15 protein-coding genes and 13 tRNA genes are annotated in these 19,347 nt (G+C 40.6%); all 28 read right to left on the bottom strand.

What is annotated here, in order from left to right:
• The coding region (locus H7T98_RS09740; protein ID WP_201061796.1) for an Eco57I restriction-modification methylase domain-containing protein at window positions 1-629 on the bottom strand (629 nt) is incomplete at its 3' end.
• A 196-nt stretch (window positions 630-825) separates the two neighbouring features.
• Window positions 826-2,373, bottom strand: a complete 1,548-nt coding sequence (gene purH, locus H7T98_RS09745; RefSeq protein ID WP_037604046.1) for a bifunctional phosphoribosylaminoimidazolecarboxamide formyltransferase/IMP cyclohydrolase — start codon at window positions 2,371-2,373, stop codon at window positions 826-828.
• Window positions 2,374-2,448: 75 nt separating this feature from the next.
• The gene (gene purN, locus H7T98_RS09750; RefSeq protein WP_049545082.1) at window positions 2,449-3,003 is read right to left on the bottom strand and encodes a phosphoribosylglycinamide formyltransferase; all 555 of its coding nucleotides are present in this window, start codon (window positions 3,001-3,003) and stop codon (window positions 2,449-2,451) included.
• Complete coding sequence (gene purM / locus H7T98_RS09755; RefSeq protein WP_013989890.1) at window positions 3,003-4,025, bottom strand: phosphoribosylformylglycinamidine cyclo-ligase; 1,023 nt, start codon at window positions 4,023-4,025, stop codon at window positions 3,003-3,005. The genes purN and purM overlap by 1 nt, the downstream gene beginning before the upstream one ends.
• A 170-nt stretch (window positions 4,026-4,195) precedes the next feature.
• The gene (gene purF, locus H7T98_RS09760; RefSeq protein WP_002889568.1) at window positions 4,196-5,635 is read right to left on the bottom strand and encodes an amidophosphoribosyltransferase; all 1,440 of its coding nucleotides are present in this window, start codon (window positions 5,633-5,635) and stop codon (window positions 4,196-4,198) included.
• Between the two features lie 154 nt (window positions 5,636-5,789).
• Window positions 5,790-9,515, bottom strand: coding sequence for a phosphoribosylformylglycinamidine synthase (locus H7T98_RS09765; protein WP_201061798.1), 3,726 nt, complete (start codon window positions 9,513-9,515; stop codon window positions 5,790-5,792).
• Between the two features lie 62 nt (window positions 9,516-9,577).
• The gene (gene purC, locus H7T98_RS09770) at window positions 9,578-10,285 is read right to left on the bottom strand and encodes a phosphoribosylaminoimidazolesuccinocarboxamide synthase (RefSeq protein ID WP_201061800.1); all 708 of its coding nucleotides are present in this window, start codon (window positions 10,283-10,285) and stop codon (window positions 9,578-9,580) included.
• Window positions 10,286-10,539: 254 nt separating this feature from the next.
• A complete protein-coding gene (locus tag H7T98_RS09775; RefSeq protein WP_201061802.1) occupies window positions 10,540-10,785 on the bottom strand; it encodes a phosphopantetheine-binding protein in 246 nt (81 codons plus the stop codon).
• Window positions 10,785-11,789, bottom strand: coding sequence for a phosphate acyltransferase PlsX (gene plsX, locus H7T98_RS09780; RefSeq protein ID WP_013989885.1), 1,005 nt, complete (start codon window positions 11,787-11,789; stop codon window positions 10,785-10,787). Before plsX ends, H7T98_RS09775 begins: the two co-directional genes overlap by 1 nt.
• Before the next feature lie 211 nt (window positions 11,790-12,000).
• On the bottom strand, window positions 12,001-12,774 hold the full coding sequence (gene recO / locus H7T98_RS09785; RefSeq protein ID WP_064525009.1) for a DNA repair protein RecO: 774 nt from the start codon (window positions 12,772-12,774) through the stop codon (window positions 12,001-12,003).
• On the bottom strand, window positions 12,761-13,936 hold the full coding sequence (locus H7T98_RS09790) for a pyridoxal phosphate-dependent aminotransferase (protein ID WP_049545078.1): 1,176 nt from the start codon (window positions 13,934-13,936) through the stop codon (window positions 12,761-12,763). The genes recO and H7T98_RS09790 overlap by 14 nt, the downstream gene beginning before the upstream one ends.
• 91 nt (window positions 13,937-14,027) lie before the next feature.
• On the bottom strand, window positions 14,028-14,993 hold the full coding sequence (locus H7T98_RS09795) for a ribose-phosphate diphosphokinase (RefSeq protein WP_201061804.1): 966 nt from the start codon (window positions 14,991-14,993) through the stop codon (window positions 14,028-14,030).
• Window positions 14,994-15,204: 211 nt separating this feature from the next.
• A complete protein-coding gene (locus H7T98_RS09800; protein ID WP_201061806.1) occupies window positions 15,205-16,722 on the bottom strand; it encodes a CHAP domain-containing protein in 1,518 nt (505 codons plus the stop codon).
• Window positions 16,723-16,806: 84 nt separating this feature from the next.
• The gene (gene mreD / locus H7T98_RS09805) at window positions 16,807-17,331 is read right to left on the bottom strand and encodes a rod shape-determining protein MreD (protein ID WP_037599472.1); all 525 of its coding nucleotides are present in this window, start codon (window positions 17,329-17,331) and stop codon (window positions 16,807-16,809) included.
• A gap of 1 nt (window position 17,332) precedes the next feature.
• On the bottom strand, window positions 17,333-18,163 hold the full coding sequence (mreC, locus tag H7T98_RS09810) for a rod shape-determining protein MreC (RefSeq protein ID WP_073685341.1): 831 nt from the start codon (window positions 18,161-18,163) through the stop codon (window positions 17,333-17,335).
• A gap of 58 nt (window positions 18,164-18,221) precedes the next feature.
• Window positions 18,222-18,309: transfer RNA gene (locus tag H7T98_RS09815), tRNA-Ser, on the bottom strand.
• 4 nt (window positions 18,310-18,313) lie between these two features.
• Window positions 18,314-18,387 (bottom strand) — tRNA-Ile (locus H7T98_RS09820).
• A 32-nt stretch (window positions 18,388-18,419) separates the two neighbouring features.
• Window positions 18,420-18,490: transfer RNA gene (locus H7T98_RS09825), tRNA-Gly, on the bottom strand.
• A gap of 9 nt (window positions 18,491-18,499) precedes the next feature.
• Window positions 18,500-18,572, bottom strand: a tRNA-Phe gene (locus tag H7T98_RS09830).
• Between the two features lie 3 nt (window positions 18,573-18,575).
• Window positions 18,576-18,649 (bottom strand) — tRNA-Met (locus tag H7T98_RS09835).
• A 9-nt stretch (window positions 18,650-18,658) separates the two neighbouring features.
• Window positions 18,659-18,748, bottom strand: a tRNA-Ser gene (locus H7T98_RS09840).
• 19 nt (window positions 18,749-18,767) lie between these two features.
• Window positions 18,768-18,841, bottom strand: a tRNA-Ile gene (locus H7T98_RS09845).
• A 16-nt stretch (window positions 18,842-18,857) separates the two neighbouring features.
• Window positions 18,858-18,931 (bottom strand) — tRNA-Met (locus H7T98_RS09850).
• Between the two features lie 5 nt (window positions 18,932-18,936).
• Window positions 18,937-19,010: transfer RNA gene (locus tag H7T98_RS09855), tRNA-Pro, on the bottom strand.
• Between the two features lie 6 nt (window positions 19,011-19,016).
• A tRNA-Arg gene (locus H7T98_RS09860) sits at window positions 19,017-19,090 on the bottom strand.
• 14 nt (window positions 19,091-19,104) lie between these two features.
• A tRNA-Leu gene (locus H7T98_RS09865) sits at window positions 19,105-19,190 on the bottom strand.
• A 6-nt stretch (window positions 19,191-19,196) separates the two neighbouring features.
• Window positions 19,197-19,268: transfer RNA gene (locus H7T98_RS09870), tRNA-Gly, on the bottom strand.
• Between the two features lie 6 nt (window positions 19,269-19,274).
• A tRNA-Thr gene (locus H7T98_RS09875) sits at window positions 19,275-19,347 on the bottom strand.

Consider the following 19,347-nt stretch of genomic DNA (forward strand, 5'->3'; position numbering starts at 1 on the left):
TGCGTATACTTATAATCAATAATATTCGTAATATTAGTGATTATCATATTTCTCAAGTTTTGAGCAAACACATTTTTAAAAATACTGTTTGGAATTAAGTAAGCCATTTTCCCCGAATTCCCTGATAAATCATTCATGCTCTTTTCAACAAAAGCATAATAATAGTCAAACTTTCCTTTTTTACACACAAAAAAGTTTTCCCTCAAGTACTGTCTTTGTTCTTTTAAAAGTTCTTGATAAGTAATATAGGGTGGATTACCTACAATATAATCCACTCGAACCTCTAAACTAGATTTGAGATAGTCCTCGTTTCGGATATCCCATTTTATATTTTTCAATCCATATTTCAATAACAGGTGATCCAACTTAGATATACAAGCATCAATAACAGATTTATCAATTTCATACCCAATAAAATATTGTTCTAAATCCTTCATCAGTTCTCTTTTAGTAATACCCGCACTTTGCGCTGACTTTATATATCTTTCTACAGCTTTTAATAGTATATTCCCTTCACCAACCGAATTTTCAAGAAAGTATTTTTTTAAAATTGCATCACCTTTATAGTCAATGTTATCTAACATTTGCTCAACATATTTAGAAGGAGTAAAAACTTGAAATTTTTTCATAATCTTCATTTCTATTTTTTTTCAATTATACCAAAAAAAAGGACTACCAGCATATTTCAGATCTGGAACGATTACCATTAATATAATCGAGACAAGCCTGGTCTTTCTCTTCTAGACATAAAAATACCTCTTAAGTAGATTTTAGGTATTTACCATGTCTACTTAAGAGGTATCATATCAAGACGGGTGGTTATAATTAATGTCTAAAATGTCTCACTCCTGTAAAGATCATTGTCAAACCATGTTTATCAGCCGCTTCTATTGACTCTTGGTCACGGACTGAGCCACCTGGTTGGATGATAGCTTTAATACCTGCTTTAGCGATTTCTTCCACGTTATCTGCAAATGGGAAGAAGGCATCTGAAGCAAGAACAGCACCATCAAGACGGTCTTTAGCTTGCTCAATGGCGATACGGACTGAAGCCACACGGTTAGTTTGACCAGGGCCAACACCAAGTGTCATGTGGTCGTTAGTCACGATGATACCATTTGATTTGACGTACTTGATAGCTTTCCAAGCAAACTCAAGAGCTGTCGCTTCTGTCTCAGTTGGTTGGCGTTTGGTAACCACTTGCCAGTCAGCTGGACTTTCTTTAACAACGTCTTGGTTTTGAACGAGGAGACCACCAACAACACCAGTGTATTCTGCTTCCACTTCGCTAGCATCTTGAGCGTCAAATGGCAACTCAAGGATACGCAAGTTTTTCTTCTTGGTTGTCAAGATTTCAAGAGCTTCGTCTGTGTAGCTTGGTGCAATGATGATTTCAAGGAAGACACCGTGCATTTTCTTAGCTGTCGCAGCCTCAACTTCACGGTTGAGGACTACAATACCACCAAAGATTGACACTGGGTCAGCTTCATAAGCGTAGTCCCAAGCTGTTTCAATGTCATCAGCTTGACCGATACCACATGGGTTCATGTGTTTGAGAGCCACAACTGTTGGACGGTCTTTGAAATCACGGATGATACGGATAGCAGCATCAGCATCACGGATATTGTTGAATGACAATTCTTTACCGTTAAGCTGTTTAGCTGAAGCAATTGAGTAAGCCGTTGGCAAACCTTTTTGGTAGAAGTCTGCGTCTTGTTGCGGGTTTTCACCATAACGCATTGGTTGCTTGAGGTCATAAGTCAAAGTGAGTTTTTCAGGTTTTGTTTCACCCACTTGAGCTGTGAAGTATTCTGCAATCAAAGCGTCGTATGAAGCTGTGTGACGGTATACTTTCGCTGCCAAACGTTGGCGAGTTTCGTAGCTTGTTTCGCCGTTTGCTGACAATTCATCAAGAACAACAGCATAGTCAGCAGGGTCTACAACAACTGTCACGCTAGCATGGTTTTTAGCTGCTGAACGAAGCATTGATGGACCACCGATATCGATGTTTTCAACTGCGTCAGCGTAAGTTACGTCTGGTTTGAGAATGGTTTCCTTGAATGGATAAAGGTTTACCACAACAAGGTCAATCAATTCGATATTATTGTCCTTAGCCGCTTGAAGGTGGCTATCGAGGTCACGACGAGCGAGGAGACCACCGTGGATATTTGGGTGGAGAGTCTTCACACGTCCGTCCATCATTTCTGGGAAACCAGTCACATCGTCAATGGCGATAGTGTCTACCCCAGCATTGTCAAGGGCAACCTTGGTACCACCTGTTGAGATGATGTCCCAACCGAGTTTTTTGAGTTCTTGGGCAAATTCAACGATGCCCGCTTTGTCTGAGACTGAAATAAGTGCTCGTTTAGTCATTTTCTTTCTTTTCCTTTTTTAAAAAAGTTCTTTATCTGCTACAGTCGAAAATTTTCTTTCAGCTCTAGCACTTTCTTATTTTCTCGCTACACCCAAACTATCCAACACTTCTGGATAGAGTTTGTACTCTGCTTCGTGGATGCGAGTTTCGAAAGTATCAAGGGTATCACCTTCAAGGCGTGGCACACGGACTTGTTTGATGACCTTTCCGGTATCAACGCCAGAATCCACCCAGTGAATGGTCACACCAGACTGATCCACGCCAGCATTCCAAGCATCCTCAATACCATGAGCCCCTGGAAATTCAGGGAGATAAGCCGGGTGAATATTGATAATACGGCCTTCGTAAGCTGCTAGCAAGGTTGGGCCGACGATTTTCATATAACCGGCCAAACAAACCAAATCAATCTGGTGATCATCCAAGAGTTTGACGATAGCTTCTTCATAAGACGCTTTATTGTCAAATTCCTTGAGTTCAAAGGCATGGCTAACCACATTAAGATTCTTGGCACGTTCCAAGACATAGGCATTACGGTGATCTGAAAAAACAAATTCTACTGGAAATTGTTCCGCAATCACCTGAAAGTTTGAGCCGTTGCCAGAGGCAAAAACAGCAATCTTTTTAGCCATTATTTAATCACCACACTAGCGCCATCTTTCTTCACAATACGACCGATTTCATAAACAGGTTCGTCAAGAAGTTCTTTGACACGTTCCACATTTTCCGGTTTAACCGCAAGCATGAGACCAATACCCATGTTGAAGATTTCAAACATTTCTTCGTGTTTGATTTCACCATATTTTTCAAGAGCTTTGAAAATTGGAAGAACTGGCACTTTGCTTTCGTCAATTTCAGCAGCCAAGTCATCTGAGAACATACGTGGCACATTTTCGATGAAACCACCACCTGTGATGTGGGCAATTCCATTCACCAATTCTTCTTTGATGAGTGGCAAAGCCGCTTTGACGTAGATACGAGTTGGTTCAAGAAGAACGTCTTTAAGTTTTTTGCCTTCAAGTTCTGGGAGAACTTCTTCACCTGTGTAATCCGCAAAGACACGACGCACGAGTGAGTAACCGTTTGAGTGGATACCGCTTGAGGCAAGTCCAAGAAGCACATCACCTTCAGCCACTTTTGAACCGTCAATGATTTGTGATTTTTCAGCGATACCTACTGCGAAACCAGCCAAGTCATAGTCGTCTTCACCGTACATACCAGGCATTTCAGCAGTTTCACCACCGATGAGGGCGGCACCAGCCTGCACACAACCTTCAGCCACACCAGCAACGACCTGTTCCAATTTAGCTGGTTCATTTTTACCAGTTGCTACGTAGTCAAGGAAGTAAAGGGGCTCAGCACCTGCAGCGATAATATCGTTAACACACATAGCCACACAGTCTTGACCGATAGTATCGTGTTTATCGTACTTGATAGCAAGCATGAGTTTAGTACCGACACCATCTGTACCTGAAATCAAAACGGGCTCTTTGACACCTGTTTTTGAAAGGTCAAACATACCACCGAAGCCACCGAGAGCTCCCATGACACCTGCACGCTCTGTACGGGCAACATGTTTTTTGATACGTTCAACAACTTCATAACCTGCTTCAACGTCCACACCCGATTGGGCATACGCATTTTTATTTGTCATTTGTTTATTCCTTTTCTTTTTTCGAGAAAAATACTAGTCAGGTCTCCAGCTTTGACTCCATAGGGCAAAGCGTCTACTGACAAATGCTTTAGCTTTTAGTCAGTAGTTAGACGTGGAGCGTAAGCATTTTTAGACATAATTTTTTACTCTTTTTTCCTTCTAGACTACTCTTAATAGAAAGAAGTGTGTTCTTTCAAACTTTCCAAATAGCGTTCTTCGTAATCGTACAATGGTGTTGGATATTTACCATCGAAGTAAGCCACACAAAGGCCACCGTTTGGTGCATCTGTGTCAATTCCAATAGAATCAATCAAGCCATCAATTGATAAGTAAGTCAAGCTATCCGCACCGATGATTTCTCGTGTTTCCTCAACTGTATGATTGGCCGCAATCAATTCCTTACGTGTTTGAATATCGATACCGTAGAAACATGGATAGGCAAGGGCTGGACTACCGATTGCTACGTGAACCTCTGTTGCTCCTGCTTCTTTTAGCAAATTAACGATACGACGTGAGGTCGTCCCACGTACAATAGAATCGTCAATCATAACCACACGTTTGCCTTTAACAACACCTGATACGGCAGAGAGCTTCATACGAACCCCTTGCTCACGTAATTCTTGTGTTGGTTGGATAAAGGTACGTTGAGTGTATTGGTTTTTAATCAAGCCCATTTCATTTGGCAAGCCTGATTCTTCTGCAAATCCCATGGCTGCGCTAAGTGATGAATTAGGCACACCAACTACAATATCTGCTTCATGTTTGAATTCACGTGCCAATTGAGCACCCATACGTTTACGAGCTGTATGGACATTGACCCCTTGGATATTTGAATCAGGACGGGCAAAGTAAATATACTCCATTGAGCAAACAGCCAATTGGGTGTCCGTTGTATAGTTATCGTAAGTAATGCCATTATCATCGATGATAACAACCTCACCTGGATTCACATCGCGAATCCACTCTGCTCCAACCACTTCAAAGGCACAGGTTTCAGATGAAACCACAATAGCCCCATTGGCCATCTTACCAATAGAAAGGGGACGGAAACCATTTGGATCCAAGGCTGCAATGAGCTTGTCCTCAAGCATGAGGAGGTAAGCAAATCCACCTTTAACAGTGTTCAAGGCTTCTTTCACCTTACCCATGAAGGATGGGTTATGGCTACGACGAATCAAGTGGGCCAAAATTTCTGAGTCAGAAGTCGAGTTAAAGATTGCACCATTTTTTTCCAACTCACGTCTAAGTGACTCTGCATTAGTCAAGTTCCCGTTGTGGGCAAGTCCAAACTGATTGTCATAAAACTTAAACAAGAAAGGTTGAATATTGTCTACAGAAGCTTCACCAGCAGTCGCATAACGAACATGACCGATAGCAGCCGTTCCAGTTAGCTTGTCCAAGTTGGCTGGATCACGAAAAACTTCTGAGAGAAGCCCCATATCACGATGACGCTTCAATTGACCCGCATCATTTGAGAGAATTCCTGCTCCCTCTTGACCACGGTGTTGGAGACTGTGAAGTCCGAAATAAGTTAATTTGGCAGCATCTGGGTGACCCCAGATACCAAAAACACCACATTCTTCATTAAGAGATTTAACTTCGTATGTCATTTTTTATACCTTTTATTTTTGATATTTTCCTTATGCAAGGCGAACGAAAAACTGTTTCTAGCCTCTCATTTCACTAATTGGAACTCAAGGTTTCAAGCTCTTTAGAACCACTGCATATAGAAAAATATCATTGCTGAGTGCACTTGGCACTCTATTATTTTCCAGTAAAGTATTTAACCGCTGACGCAAAGAGGTGTTGGTCTTTATTTCCTGGAATATTTTGGAAGAGACCGTCTTCGAAACGTTCTGAGTGACCCATCTTACCAATAATTTGACCATTCTTGCTTGTGATACCTTCGATAGCATTCACAGATCCGTTAGGATTGTATTTTGAATCCATGCTTGGTTTACCTTCGAAGTCAACATATTGGGTAAAGATTTGACCATTGTCACGAAGCTCTGCAAATTCCTCAGCTGTCACGACAAATTTACCTTCACCATGTGATACTGGGATGGCATGGATGTCACCAACTTCTACTCCAGCAAGCCATGGTGAGTTAGTGTTGGCAATACGTGTTTCAACCATCTTAGCCACGTGTTGGTTGGCATCATTGTAGAATAGGGTTGGACTAGTGCTGCTTGCATCTTCAAAGTTACCGTATGGAAGAAGACCTGATTTGACAAGAGCCTGGAATCCGTTACAGATACCAATAATCAAACCACCACGTTCGATGAAACTATCAATGGCTGCACGTACTTTTTCATTGAGCAAGATGTTAACGATAAATTTAGCTGATCCATCTGGTTCATCCGCTGCTGAGAAGCCACCTGCAAAGAAGATAATGTTAGCTTTTTCGATATTGTCAACCATGGTGTCAACAGACTTGACAATAGCTTCTTCATTAAGTGTTACAAATGGTACCAAGTTGACTTTTGCACCTTCTTTTTCAAAGGCCTTAGCTGAATCGTACTCAGAGTTAGTACCTGGGAATACTGGGATGTAAACCACTGGTGTCTCAACTGTTTCTTTAGCTTTGATAACAGCATCTGATGCCACAGCAGGTACTTCTTCCAACTCAGTTGCTTGTGCAAATTCCGTTGGGTAAACCTCTTCCAATTTACCTTGGAAGGCACTGTCAAGTTTGTGTCCATCAAGCGTTACATCATTGACAGTAAGTGTAAAGTCAGCTACTGTTTGTCCAATCTTGGCAACCCCTGAAATCTCTTCCGGAGATGTGAAGACGAATCCACCCAATTGAGCTGTCAAGGCAGTCTCAAGATTTTCAAGGGTTACAGTGGCACCAATATGGTTACCAAATGTTGCAAGAGCAAGCGCTTCAAGGACACCACCATATTTGACAGCTGATGCAGATGTGACTTTATGATCGGCTTGGATGGCTTCAAACTTAGCAAAGTTAGACTTGATAAGATCGAAGTCAATTTCTTGTACCAAAGCTTGACCTGGGATATAGTAAATATTTTCACCAGCAGCTTTAAATTCTGGAGAAAGGACCTTACGACTATCTGCAGTTGTGACACCAAAAGCAACCAAGGTTGGTGGTACTGTCAATTCTTCAAAGGTACCAGACATAGAGTCTTTACCACCGATAGATGGCAACCCAAGTTGAATCTGAGCTTCAATTGATCCAAGAAGAGCTGATACTGGTTGACCAAAACGCTCTGCTTGTTTATCCATACGCTCGAAGTATTCTTGATAAGAGAAACGAGCCTTAGACCAGTTTGCACCAGCAGCAACCAAACGAGCGGTTGCTTCGATGACCGCATAAGCAGCACCATGATATGGAGACCATTCTGCTACATAAGGGTTGAACCCTTGCGCCATAACAGAAGCAGTTGTTGTCACACCATGTTGGACTGGCAATTTCTGTACAGAAGCTTCAGTTGGTGTAATTTGGTAGCGACCACCAAGTGGGTGATTGACTGTTGAACGACCAACTGAGCTATCAAAGATGGTTTGTAAACCTTTTTGACTGGCATGGTTAAGATCAGTCAAGACTTCAAGAGTATCAGCTTCTAGGGTTTCGGCAGATGTTTGGCGTTCTTCTGGAAGCTTGACATCCTTGTCAACTACCTTAGCATCCACAACTACACGTACACCGTTTGTATCAAGGAAACGACGTTCCAAATCAACGATGGTTTCGCCATTCCAGTGCATAACAAGATTTGGTTTTTCAGTCACTGTCGCAACGACAACAGCATCAATATTTTCTTTATTACATTCAGCAACGAAGGCGTCTACATCTTTTGGACGAACCACTACAGCCATACGTTCTTGAGACTCAGAAATGGCAATTTCTGTACCGTTCAAGCCTTGATATTTCAATGGCACTTTGTCTAGATCAATTTCAAGACCATCTGCCAATTCACCGATAGCCACACAGACACCACCAGCACCAAAGTCATTTGATTTCTTGATAAGACGTGTCACTTCCCCGTTACGGAAAAGACGTTGAATCTTACGTTCTTCGATGGCATTCCCTTTTTGAACCTCAGCACCAGCTGTTTCAACAGATTCAACCGTTTGAACTTTAGAAGAACCTGTCGCACCACCGACACCATCACGTCCAGTCTTACCACCGAGCAAGATAATCACATCACCTGCTTCAGGTTTTTCACGGAGAACATTTTCCTTAGGAGCCGCACCGACCACGGCACCTAGCTCCATACGCTTAGCAACGAAACCTGGGTGGAAGTATTCACGAACATAGGTTGTTGCAAGACCAATTTGGTTACCGTATGAAGAATAACCGTGAGCCGCTGTTTTAGAAATCACTTGTTGTGGCAATTTACCAGCACGAGTTTCAGCAATTGGTGTTGTAATATCACCAGCACCTGAGATACGCATGGCTTGGTAAACGTATGAACGACCTGACAATGGGTCACGAATGGCCCCACCAATACAAGTAGCTGCACCACCAAATGGTTCGATCTCCGTTGGGTGGTTGTGGGTTTCGTTCTTGAACATGAGAAGCCATGGCTCTTTCACACCATTGACATCCACTTCAATTTCAACAGAGCAGGCATTGATTTCATCAGACACTTCCATGTCGTCCAAACGACCATTGGCACGCTCATAACGACCAAAAATAGTCGCCATATCCATCAAGGTTTGAGGTTTTTCGGTACGTCCCAGCTCATCCCGCATGGCAATATACTTGTCATAAGTCGCTTGCAATTGTTTTTCAAATTTAGAAGCTGAGAAGTCGATATTCTTCAACTCCGTCTCGAAAGTTGTATGACGACAGTGGTCAGACCAGTAAGTGTCCAAAACCTTAAGCTCCGTCTCAGTTGGCACTCGTCCAATAGACTTGAAGTAATCTTGAATGAAGAGAAGGTCATCCACTTCCATTGCCAATCCTTGCTCAGCCTTATACTGTGCAAAATCTTCTGCCGTATAAGTTTCAAAGAAATCCAAGTTTGGAATGGTCTTGTCAGACTCAGAGAAATCCTGTTTCGCAATACCAACAGTGATATCTTTGAAACGAGAATCCACTGGGTTCAAAAGGTAGTTTTTGACAGCTTCCAACTCATTCGCATCAATATCCTTGTTAACCAAGTACAATTGTGCTGTATTCACCGTTACATCATTTGAGCTACCAAGCAACAGCAAAGCTTCCTGTGAAGATGCCGCACGTTGGTCAAATTGACCAGGCAAACTTTCGATCGCAAAGAAAGCAACCTTCTCAAGATCAGCCTTAACTGTAGCTTCATCCAAAACAGTATCGGTCACCTGCTCAGAGAAGATGTGTTTTTCCGCACGCGCAAACAAATCCTCTGCCAAACCAAAAACATCATAAACCTGAACGATCCGAAGATCCTTCAAGGTTTTCAACTGAAGATTATGCTGTAATTCTTTTACTAAAGAGTCAGATTTCACACGAAAATCAGCTTTTTTCTCAACGAAAATACGTTTATCCATTTTATTTCCTTTAATTCTATTCAAACATGTTATCGAAGACGAAGTTTTCCGTTTCAAAAAGATCACTTCAAACCTTGCAATTTTTCCAATACAACTTCATAAACATCTGTCAAGCTACCAAGATCACGACGGAAAACATCCTTGTCCATATGGTGCCCTTCCGCATCCCAAAGACGGCAGTTGTCTGGTGAGAATTCGTCTGCCAAGATGATCTTGCCATCCTTATCAAAGCCAAATTCCAATTTGAAGTCAATCAAACGAAGACCAATTTGTGCAAACCAATTTTTCAGCAATTCATTGATACGACGTGTTTCTTCCTTGATATAGGCAATTTGTTCGTCATTGGCAATATCCAAAAACTTCACATGCTCATCATTGATGAATGGGTCATCCAAATCATCGTTCTTATAGTAAAATTCAACGATAGGAGTTTTCAAGTCCAAACCTTCTTCCACGCCAAAACGTTTAGAAAAAGAACCCGCAGTCACGTTACGAAGAACAACCTCCAAAGGAATGATTTTCACTTTCTTGTTGAGTTGTTCTGTGTCAGAAATACGTTCGATAAAGTGAGTAGCTACACCCGCAGCATTCAATTTTTCAAAAATAAGAGACGAAATCTGATTATTTAGCACACCCTTTCCCTTAATAGTCTCCTTACGAGCACCATTAAGCATAGTTGCTTGGTCCTTATAGACCGACTTAATCACATTTTCGTCTTCTGTACTATAAATATCTTTAGCTTTACCAGTATAAATTAGTTGGTTTGACATGGTATTGTTCGCCTTTCAAGTTTATTCTTCCTAATTATACCACACCAGAATCCAAAAACCAATATATAGCAAACTTTATTACTTTAGTAAAAAAATAACGTTCGTCTTTTGATTCTTTTTTAGAGTTTCCTAATAAAAAATGTATAGAAAAAAGGAGTGTGACAGAACTAAATCCATATAACATTTAGTTTCTTGCCTCACTCCCACAAAATAACAATCGTATAATACACAACTATTATCTATCTCTAGCTTTCTTATTCTTTATTCAATTTCTCAGACAAATTGTCCAACAAATCAGCTACCTTAACCATATGGTCAATAGTATCATCGGAAATCTCAAGAGCAAACTCATCCTCCAAATTAATAATGAATTCCATAAGCTCTATTGAATCTACACCCAAGTCATCTAATTTGGTGTCTTCGGTTAAAACAATGTCCTCTTTACCCATCTGCTCTTGAATAACGAGCTGCATTTTCTGAAGAATTTCTACTCTACTCATCAGTTAGCCTCCTCTTTCGGACTAAAGGCTTCAACTAGCTGCTCAACAACCTTCGTATCAAGCATCGTACGAACCTGTTTAATGGTGTAGTAAACTGCCTTAGCATCACTAGATCCATGACATTTTACTACGGGAGCTTTAAGACCAAAGAGAACCGCACCTCCGGCGCTAGAGTAATCCATAGTCTCTTTCATACCTTTTAGACTATCCTTCAATAGGAAGGCACCTAACTTAGCTTTAAGACCACCATTCATGATAGCTGACTTAAGAGTCTTCATGGCACCAAGTCCCGTTCCTTCAATTGCCTTAAGAACTGCATTTCCTGTGAAACCATCAGCGACTACTACATCAGCAGCTCCTGACATAATTTCACGCGCCTCAACATTACCAACAAAGTTAATACTTGGCTCCTTAGATAGGAGTTCAAAAGCCTCCTTACGAAGACTATCCCCCTTTGTTTCCTCAGTCCCATTATTAAGGAGACCTACACGAGGGTTGGCAATGCCACGCACATTTTTAGCATAGAAAGAGCCTAAAATAGCATATTGATGCAAATGACTAGCTGTATTTTCCGCATTTGCACCTAAATCAAGCATATCAAAGGGTTGACCAGTAAAACTTGGCATTGTTGACATAAGACCTGGACGCTCAACTCCCTTAATACGTCCGACCACGAAGAGACCTGCGGCAAGAAGGGCACCTGTATTTCCCGCAGAAATCACGGCACCTGCTTTTTTCTCCTTAACAGCTTGTGCACCTAAGACCATTGAAGCTTTTTTCTTCTTGCGAATAGCTTTAGCTGGCTCATCATCCGAATTTATCTTTTCATCAGTATGCACAATGCTCACACGTTCATTCGCTGTCAAATAAGTCTTGATTTTAGCTTCATCACCATAAAGCTGGATTTCAATATCTTTGAAATCTGCTATAGCTTGGTTGACTCCCTCTACAATTGCTTGTGGCGCATTATCGCCACCCATAGCATCTACTGCAATTACATGCATAGCATTCTCCCTCTCGTCCTCTGCCATAAAAAACAAACTCAGATTTCTTTCAATAAAATATTAGGTAACTAAAATAGACTAGTTCACTGTTTCTAGCAGAGTCTTTCAGCTTATTATCTTATTATTATAGCACGAACTGACCTGCATTTTAACCCCTGAGACTGAAAACCATTACTTTCCTGTTTCACGTGAAACAAAAAGAAGATAATGTCTAGTCAGCACTATCTTCTTTATTCATAATATGGCCCCAAGAATTTAGATTATCAATAAACTTCTTACTTTTAAGATGTATTCCAACATAATTATCATAGAGGTCATCGATAAAATATCGTAGCTTTCGTTTCATGTCATCCTTAACAGATATGCTTCTCAATTCTTCAAAGGAAAGCCCCTGAAAACAATCTAAAAGATAAGGCACATTAGGGTCCAAGTGACTACGCCTTTCATCCTCTGCATAGTGATTTGGACAAAGTAGCCCCGAGAACTTAAACGAGAAATCAAAAGGAAGGCCTACACGATGACAAAAGACACACTCGTGAAAATTCAAGCGTACGCCGAAACGGTCTAAAACCTGAATCTCAAAGATATTAGTCAAGATTTCATAATCCAAGCCTTCTTCCATTAATTCAAGCGTCTTCTCCAAGAATACAAATAATTGCGCATCTGTCACACCATCAGCAATAGTAGCATCTGTCAATGCAGCCAAATATGTCGCATAAGACAGCTTGAAAATATCGCTTGTAATTTCCTTGAAGGATTGTGCCTGGCTATAATCTTCTATGAAAGATAGACCTTCATCATTTACAGTCATCATGAATTCAGCGATGGTCAAAGGTTGAATGACAGCACTTAATTTACCTGCCCCACCACCTCTAACAAAAAACATCCGTTTACCAGCTTGCTCGGTAAAAATTTTAACTAGTTTATCATTCTCACGATAATTACGATTGAAGAGGACAAGCCCTCTACTCTCAAGCTTCTGCATGTTCTTCCATAAACTCTTTCAAACGAGTCATAGCTGTTTCAATAGTATCCATGCTAGCCGCATACGACAAGCGAACAAAGCCTTCGCCATACTTCCCAAAAGCGACCCCTGGGATAATCGCAATAGCTTTTTCACGAGCAAAGTCTTGGCAGAACTTAAAGGAGTCTTGAGTATACCCTTCTGGAATCTTAGCAAAGATGTAGAAAGCACCATCAGGTTTAATAATTCTGAAACCAAGTTCAGTCATTTTTTCAAGAATATAATCACGACGCTTCAAGTACTCAACTTTCATTGGTTGGGCATCATCCTTACCAGCAGACAAGGCTTCAATAGCTGCAAATTGCGCCATTGTTGCTGCAGCTGTTACCAAATATTGGTGACTCTTAATCAACTGAGCCGTCAAGACTGCAGGTGCGAAAATTAAACCAATACGCCACCCTGTCATCGCATGAGATTTAGACAAACCATTAATCAAAATCGTTTGTTCCGGCAAATACTCAGCAATAGATACATGGTGATCCACATAAGTTAGCTCAGAGTAAACTTCATCACTAACAACAAAAATATCGTATTTTTTCAGAACTTCAGCCAAATCTTTAATCTGTTGACGTGAGTAAGTCACACCTGTTGGGTTAGTCGGGTAGTTAAGCAAAACAGCCTTAAGCTTATCTCCCTGCTCCAAAATTGCCTTTTCTAACATCTCCGGAGTCAAAACAAAATCATTAGCTGTTGTATCAATTTCGACAATTTCAGCACCAACTAGATTTGCAATCGGCTCATATCCTGGATAGGCTGGTGCAGGTAAAAGAATCGTATCACCTGGCTCCAAAATCGCTGTCAAAGTTGCAGAAAGGGCTTCTGTAGCTCCAATAGTCACCAAAATTTCATTATCTGGGTTATAAGTAAGATTGTATTTTTCCTTAACAAACTCCGCAGCTGCCTGACGTAAGGCAGGAAGCCCTGCCATACCTGTATAGTGCGACTGGTTAGCATCGATAGCAGCTTTAGCAGCCTCTTTTACATGATCTGGAGTTGTAAAATCAGGTTCACCAAGTGTCAACTTTTTGATCCCTGGTACATCTGAAATTGATTGGTCAAACTGACGAATCATTGAAACTTCAATCTTATCTAAATTTTTATTAAAACGTTGTGTTAAATCCATCACAGTCACCTCTTTGCAATTATGCCTAACATTATATCAAAAACTCAAACGCATTTAAACACCAAAAAAGCTAGCCTAGGCTAGCTTCAGTCTATTTATGGCCCATTTCAAACAAAGGTGACAATGGACGTTTTTCATGAATACGAATAATTGCCTCTGAAATCAAATCAGCAATTGAAATTTGTTCAATTTTATCAATCAAACGTTCTTCTGGAAGATAAATCGTGTCCAATACGACAAGCTTCTCAATAGCAGATTTTTGAATATTATCAAGTGCTGGACCTGACAATACAGGGTGAGTACATGAAGCATAAACATGAGTTGCACCAGCTTCAGCAAGCGCATCCGCCGCATGACAGATTGTACCCGCAGTATCAATCATATCATCAATCAAGATACATGTTTTACCTTCAACGTTACCAATAATATTCATAACCTCAGAAGTGTTCATTTTATCAACACTACGACGCTTATCAATGATTGCAATTGGTGTTTTCAAACATTGAGCAAGTTTTCGTGCACGAGTCACACCACCATGGTCTGGAGAAACAACAACAACATCATCTCCAGTAAGACCAGCACGATCAAAGTAATCTGCGATAAGTGGTGCACCCATCAAATGGTCTACAGGAATATCAAAGAATCCTTGAATTTGAGAAGCATGGAGGTCAACTGTCAAAAGTCGATCAACACCTGCAACCTCAAGCATATTAGCAACCAACTTAGATGTGATTGGTTCACGTGAACGTGCCTTACGGTCTTGACGTGCATAACCATAATAAGGCATAACAACACTGATTGTTTCTGCACTTGCACGTTTTAGCGCATCAACCATAATCAAGATTTCCATCAAGTTATCATTTACAGGAGAGCTTGTAGATTGAAGAACAAAAACGTGATGACCACGGATAGATTCTTCAATATTAACTTGAATCTCACCATCTGAAAATTCACGAACACTTGATTTTCCGAGTTCAATACCCATTTTATCAGCAACTTTTGCTGCTAATTCCTGGTTAGACGATAAAGCAAACAACTTCAAATTCGTATAAGACATGATTTCCTCCAAAATATCTACTAAACCATTCTACCTTTTTTTAGATTGATTTTCAATGCAAAATAAATGGTGTCACAGTAACTTAACAAGACTAAAAAGATTTAACCTTAACCTCGACATTTTCCCGTCTAAAAGCAGTTCCAGAAAGTAAAGACATTTTGCCATAAAATAAAAACGATTCGAGAAAATTCGAATCGCCTTTTTGTATTCATTATGGGTAAATATAGTATACAGAACCACCATGAGCTGATGATGTTGGATCAAATGTACCACGGTAGTTACCGATTGACATGTTACCAGCATAGTTTGATTCCATAACTTGAATTGAATTTGCACCTGATGCTGATGTGACGTAAGCTACGTGACCATAACCACCACCATCATTTGGCCAAACCGCAATTGCACCGGCTACAGGAGTTGTACCAACTGAGTGACCAGCTGCTTGTGCGCTAGCAATCCAGTTTTTAGCATTACCCCAGTAATTACCAACCCATGAAGCTAATGATTTAGCACCCCAAGTACATTGACCAACAGGATATGTATTAGGAGTTGATGCAGCTGATACTTTAGGAGTTTCAGCTGCAGGAGCTGGAGCTTCTGAAGCTGCTGGCGCTTGACTTGCAGGTGCTTCTGAAGTTGCCGCAGGTGCTTCGCTAGCAGGAGCTGGAGCTTCTGAAGCTGCTGGAGCAGCTGATTCTGGTTGTGCTTCAGATGTTACTGGAGCAGCAGGCTCTTGTTGTGCCTCTGACGCAGCTGATTCTGGTTGTGCTTCAGATGTTGCTGGAGCAGCAGGCTCTTGTGTTGCTTCTGAAGTTGCAACAGTTGGCTCTTGAGTAGTTTCTGAAGTTTCTGATGAAACCGGTTCTTGTGCTACTTCTGAGGCTGTCGCTGTTTCTGAAACAGTAGCTTCAGAAGGTTGAGCTACAGCTTCTGAAGTTGCTGCCGCCTCTGATTGAGCTACAAATGCTGCCGCTTCTGAAGATGCTACTGCTTGTGCTGCTGCCTCTGATTCTGCAATTGCTTGAGACTGAGCAACTGATGCTGCAGTTGAAGCTGCAACAGCTTCTGCAGTTGATTTAGCAGAAACAAGTGATGTTTTTTCATCTTGTGCTGTAGCCAATTCTGCAGCCAAAGTAACTTGTGCTGCTTCTAGTTCAGCTTGTTGAGTTGTCAAACCAGCTTCTGTTGTTTCAAGCTCTGCTTTATTAGTTGCAATTTCATTAATAGCAGCTTGGTTTTGTTCTTGCTTTGCAGCAAGCTCTTTTTGATCAGACTCTTGTTTTGTCAACATATCATTATTAGCCGTAACAACTTTTGAAATAGCTGTGATACGAGTAATAGCTTCAGAGATTGACTTAGAGTTCAAGATAGAGTTGATGTAGCTAGTCGCAGTATTACTTTGTTGAGCACTACGAGCTTGTTTCGCCAAAGAATCTTGACGAGCTACAATTTTACTTGATAATTCTTGAATTTCAGATTCCAAATCTGCTGATACTTTTTCAAGTTCAGCATTTTTAGTTTCCAACTCTGATTTTTGTGTTCTAAGTGTAGATACTTGAGATTGGATTGTAGCAACTTGCGCTTGTGCAGTCTCTTGTTGAGAAGCAAGGTTACTAATTGCGTTATCTGCAGCAGCGATTTGCGAATCATAATCCTCTGCATGTACTGATGCAGCTGCTGATAAGGTTACACCACTTACCAACACTGCTGAAAGAATACGTTTTTTCATAATATAAAATACTACTCCTTTTCGATAAGACCTTTTTATTGTATCAAAAAATGGCGCAAACTTTGTTACGCCAATATTACAGTTCTATTTAAATCTATCAACTGACAGATACAAAAATAATTTTTCAAGAATAGGTTTAATAAAGATAAAGATCAAAAGATTAAACACTATACTAGGACTTAGTTGATAAATAATAAAATCCGTCACAGACTCATTGGAGAAACCATAGAATAAGGCAAAGCCAAAATTTATGGTATCAAAGAGAAATAAGAATAAAAACATTAACAAAAAATCAACATAGGTATTTCTCTTAACAATTCGTCCTAGCTGAGTTAACAGATAGCATAACAGTGGCAGAGTTAGAATCACTATACCAACTGTTTTGAAATAATAGGTATCATAAAGAAATCCAAAACAAATAAGGTAAAGAAATGCATACTTATTTGGAAAATCAAGAGTTAAGATGAAAATATAAATAATAAAAAGATGAGATGATAGAAAAAATTCAGGGGATAAATAATGATTAAGTATCATAGAAATATGACCATCCCATAGAAAAGGGACAATACTCAGTAAGAAAGGAATAATAGAATACTTGGACAATTTCATATTATTTACCATCTCCAACTAAAGTAACATAAGAAATTTTATCAAAATCAGCATAAGGTTTTACCAAAATCGTACGATTTCCTTCATAATCAATAACAGAGTCTACAGTACCAATTGGAACATCCTTTACTGATACATCATCAAGACCACTTGTGACTACTTCAGTGCCGACCTTAACGTTAGAAGATGAATTAAGTTGTGTCATCTCTAATAGCTTCTTTTTATTATCATAACGTGATATAATCCCGAAAATCTGATTATCGTCCTCTGATTTAACACTAGATGCAAGGTAACTATCACTAGAACTACTAGAAAGTAAAGAAATAGTTGTTGTATCATCATAAACTTTAGTTACAAAGCCAATAACTCCACCATTAGAAGTTGCTAGCATAGATTTACTAACATTCTTAGACTTACCCACATTAATAGTTAACTCTTTTAACCAAGTCACAGAAGGTCTCATTGAAACTTCAGCAGTGAGAACATTATCACGACTTAGCTTGTCCGAAAGATTAAGCGATGCTCTTAAAGAATCATTCTCTTCTTGCAAGTTAGAAATAATAGCCGATTGATTCTCTAAATTTGATAAAGATTTTTTTAAATCATGATTCTCAGAATAAGTTGATAAAAGATCAGAAAGAACATTGTGAGATTTTGATAGTGCAGTAAATGGAACAGAAACCACAGAGTCTACTTTTGTAACTAAACCAGATACATTAAAAGAGATATCCTTCGTTAATTTTTTATTAGTAAAGACAAAAGAAAAAAGCATTACAAAAAATAGAATAATAATAAACCCATAAAGAAGAAATCGATAAAAACTATTTTTCATTTTGTCACCTCAAAAAAAAGAAAACGAATTATCTAAAAGATAATTCGTCATAATACTACGGAGAATGGGGGATTCGAACCCCCGCGCCAGTTACCCGACCTAACGATTTAGCAAACCGTCCTCTTCAGCCTCTTGAGTAATTCTCCAATATGGGCACGAGTGGAATCGAACCACCGACCTCACGCTTATCAGGCGTGCGCTCTAACCATCTGAGCTACGCGCCCAAGCTAATGCTTGGTTATTTGTTACCAAATAAAGCGGGTGACGAGAATCGAACTCGCGACAACAGCTTGGAAGGCTGTAGTTTTACCACTAAACTACACCCGCTTAACAAAATGGCGCGAGACGGAATCGAACCGCCGACACATGGAGCTTCAATCCATTGCTCTACCAACTGAGCTACCGAGCCATATTGCGGGAGCAGGATTTGAACCTACGACCTTCGGGTTATGAGCCCGACGAGCTACCTAGCTGCTCCATCCCGCGTTAATTATAAGGAGGATGTGGGATTCGAACCCACGCACGCTTTTACACGCCTGACGGTTTTCAAGACCGTTCCCTTCAGCCGGACTTGGGTAATCCTCCAAATATTATAATTAATATATGGACCTTGTAGGACTCGAACCTACGACCGCTCGGTTATGAGCCGAGTGCTCTAACCAGTTGAGCTAAAGGTCCAAGAAATCCATATATATAGCGGCGAAGGGGATCGAACCCCCGACCTCCCGGGTATGAACCGGACGCTCTAGCCAGCTGAGCTACACCGCCATAAATCGGGAAGACAGGATTCGAACCTGCGACCCCTTGGTCCCAAACCAAGTGCTCTACCAAGCTGAGCTACTTCCCGATAAAATGCACCCTAGAGGAGTCGAACCTCTAACCGCCTGATTCGTAGTCAGGTACTCTATCCAGTTGAGCTAAGGGTGCTCATTATTTTATTATGCCGAGGACCGGGATCGAACCGGTACGAAAGTTTCCTTTCGCAGGATTTTAAGTCCTGTGCGTCTGCCAGTTCCGCCACCCCGGCTCCTCAAGCGAACGACGGGATTCGAACCCGCGACCCCCACCTTGGCAAGGTGATGTTCTACCACTGAACTACGTTCGCATTTTATGCCGGCTACATGACTTGAACACGCGACCCTCTGATTACAAATCAGATGCTCTACCAACTGAGCTAAGCCGGC

The organism is Streptococcus sp. 23.2 (genome assembly GCF_016648665.1).
Classification (GTDB): domain Bacteria; phylum Bacillota; class Bacilli; order Lactobacillales; family Streptococcaceae; genus Streptococcus; species Streptococcus salivarius_E.

What these genes read in the sequence shown, in the direction of transcription:
- purH (WP_037604046.1), bottom strand. Translation starts at nt 2,373, where the DNA reads ATGACTAAACGAGCACTTATTTCAGTCTCAGACAAAGCGGGCATCGTT.
- purN (WP_049545082.1), bottom strand. Translation starts at nt 3,003, where the DNA reads ATGGCTAAAAAGATTGCTGTTTTTGCCTCTGGCAACGGCTCAAACTTT.
- purM (WP_013989890.1), bottom strand. Translation starts at nt 4,025, where the DNA reads ATGACAAATAAAAATGCGTATGCCCAATCGGGTGTGGACGTTGAAGCA.
- purF (WP_002889568.1), bottom strand. Translation starts at nt 5,635, where the DNA reads ATGACATACGAAGTTAAATCTCTTAATGAAGAATGTGGTGTTTTTGGT.
- H7T98_RS09765 (WP_201061798.1), bottom strand. Translation starts at nt 9,515, where the DNA reads ATGGATAAACGTATTTTCGTTGAGAAAAAAGCTGATTTTCGTGTGAAA.
- purC (WP_201061800.1), bottom strand. Translation starts at nt 10,285, where the DNA reads ATGTCAAACCAACTAATTTATACTGGTAAAGCTAAAGATATTTATAGT.
- H7T98_RS09775 (WP_201061802.1), bottom strand. Translation starts at nt 10,785, where the DNA reads ATGAGTAGAGTAGAAATTCTTCAGAAAATGCAGCTCGTTATTCAAGAG.
- plsX (WP_013989885.1), bottom strand. Translation starts at nt 11,789, where the DNA reads ATGCATGTAATTGCAGTAGATGCTATGGGTGGCGATAATGCGCCACAA.
- recO (WP_064525009.1), bottom strand. Translation starts at nt 12,774, where the DNA reads ATGCAGAAGCTTGAGAGTAGAGGGCTTGTCCTCTTCAATCGTAATTAT.
- H7T98_RS09790 (WP_049545078.1), bottom strand. Translation starts at nt 13,936, where the DNA reads ATGGATTTAACACAACGTTTTAATAAAAATTTAGATAAGATTGAAGTT.
- H7T98_RS09795 (WP_201061804.1), bottom strand. Translation starts at nt 14,993, where the DNA reads ATGTCTTATACGAATTTGAAGTTGTTTGCTTTATCGTCTAACCAGGAA.
- H7T98_RS09800 (WP_201061806.1), bottom strand. Translation starts at nt 16,722, where the DNA reads ATGAAAAAACGTATTCTTTCAGCAGTGTTGGTAAGTGGTGTAACCTTA.
- mreD (WP_037599472.1), bottom strand. Translation starts at nt 17,331, where the DNA reads ATGAAATTGTCCAAGTATTCTATTATTCCTTTCTTACTGAGTATTGTC.
- mreC (WP_073685341.1), bottom strand. Translation starts at nt 18,163, where the DNA reads ATGAAAAATAGTTTTTATCGATTTCTTCTTTATGGGTTTATTATTATT.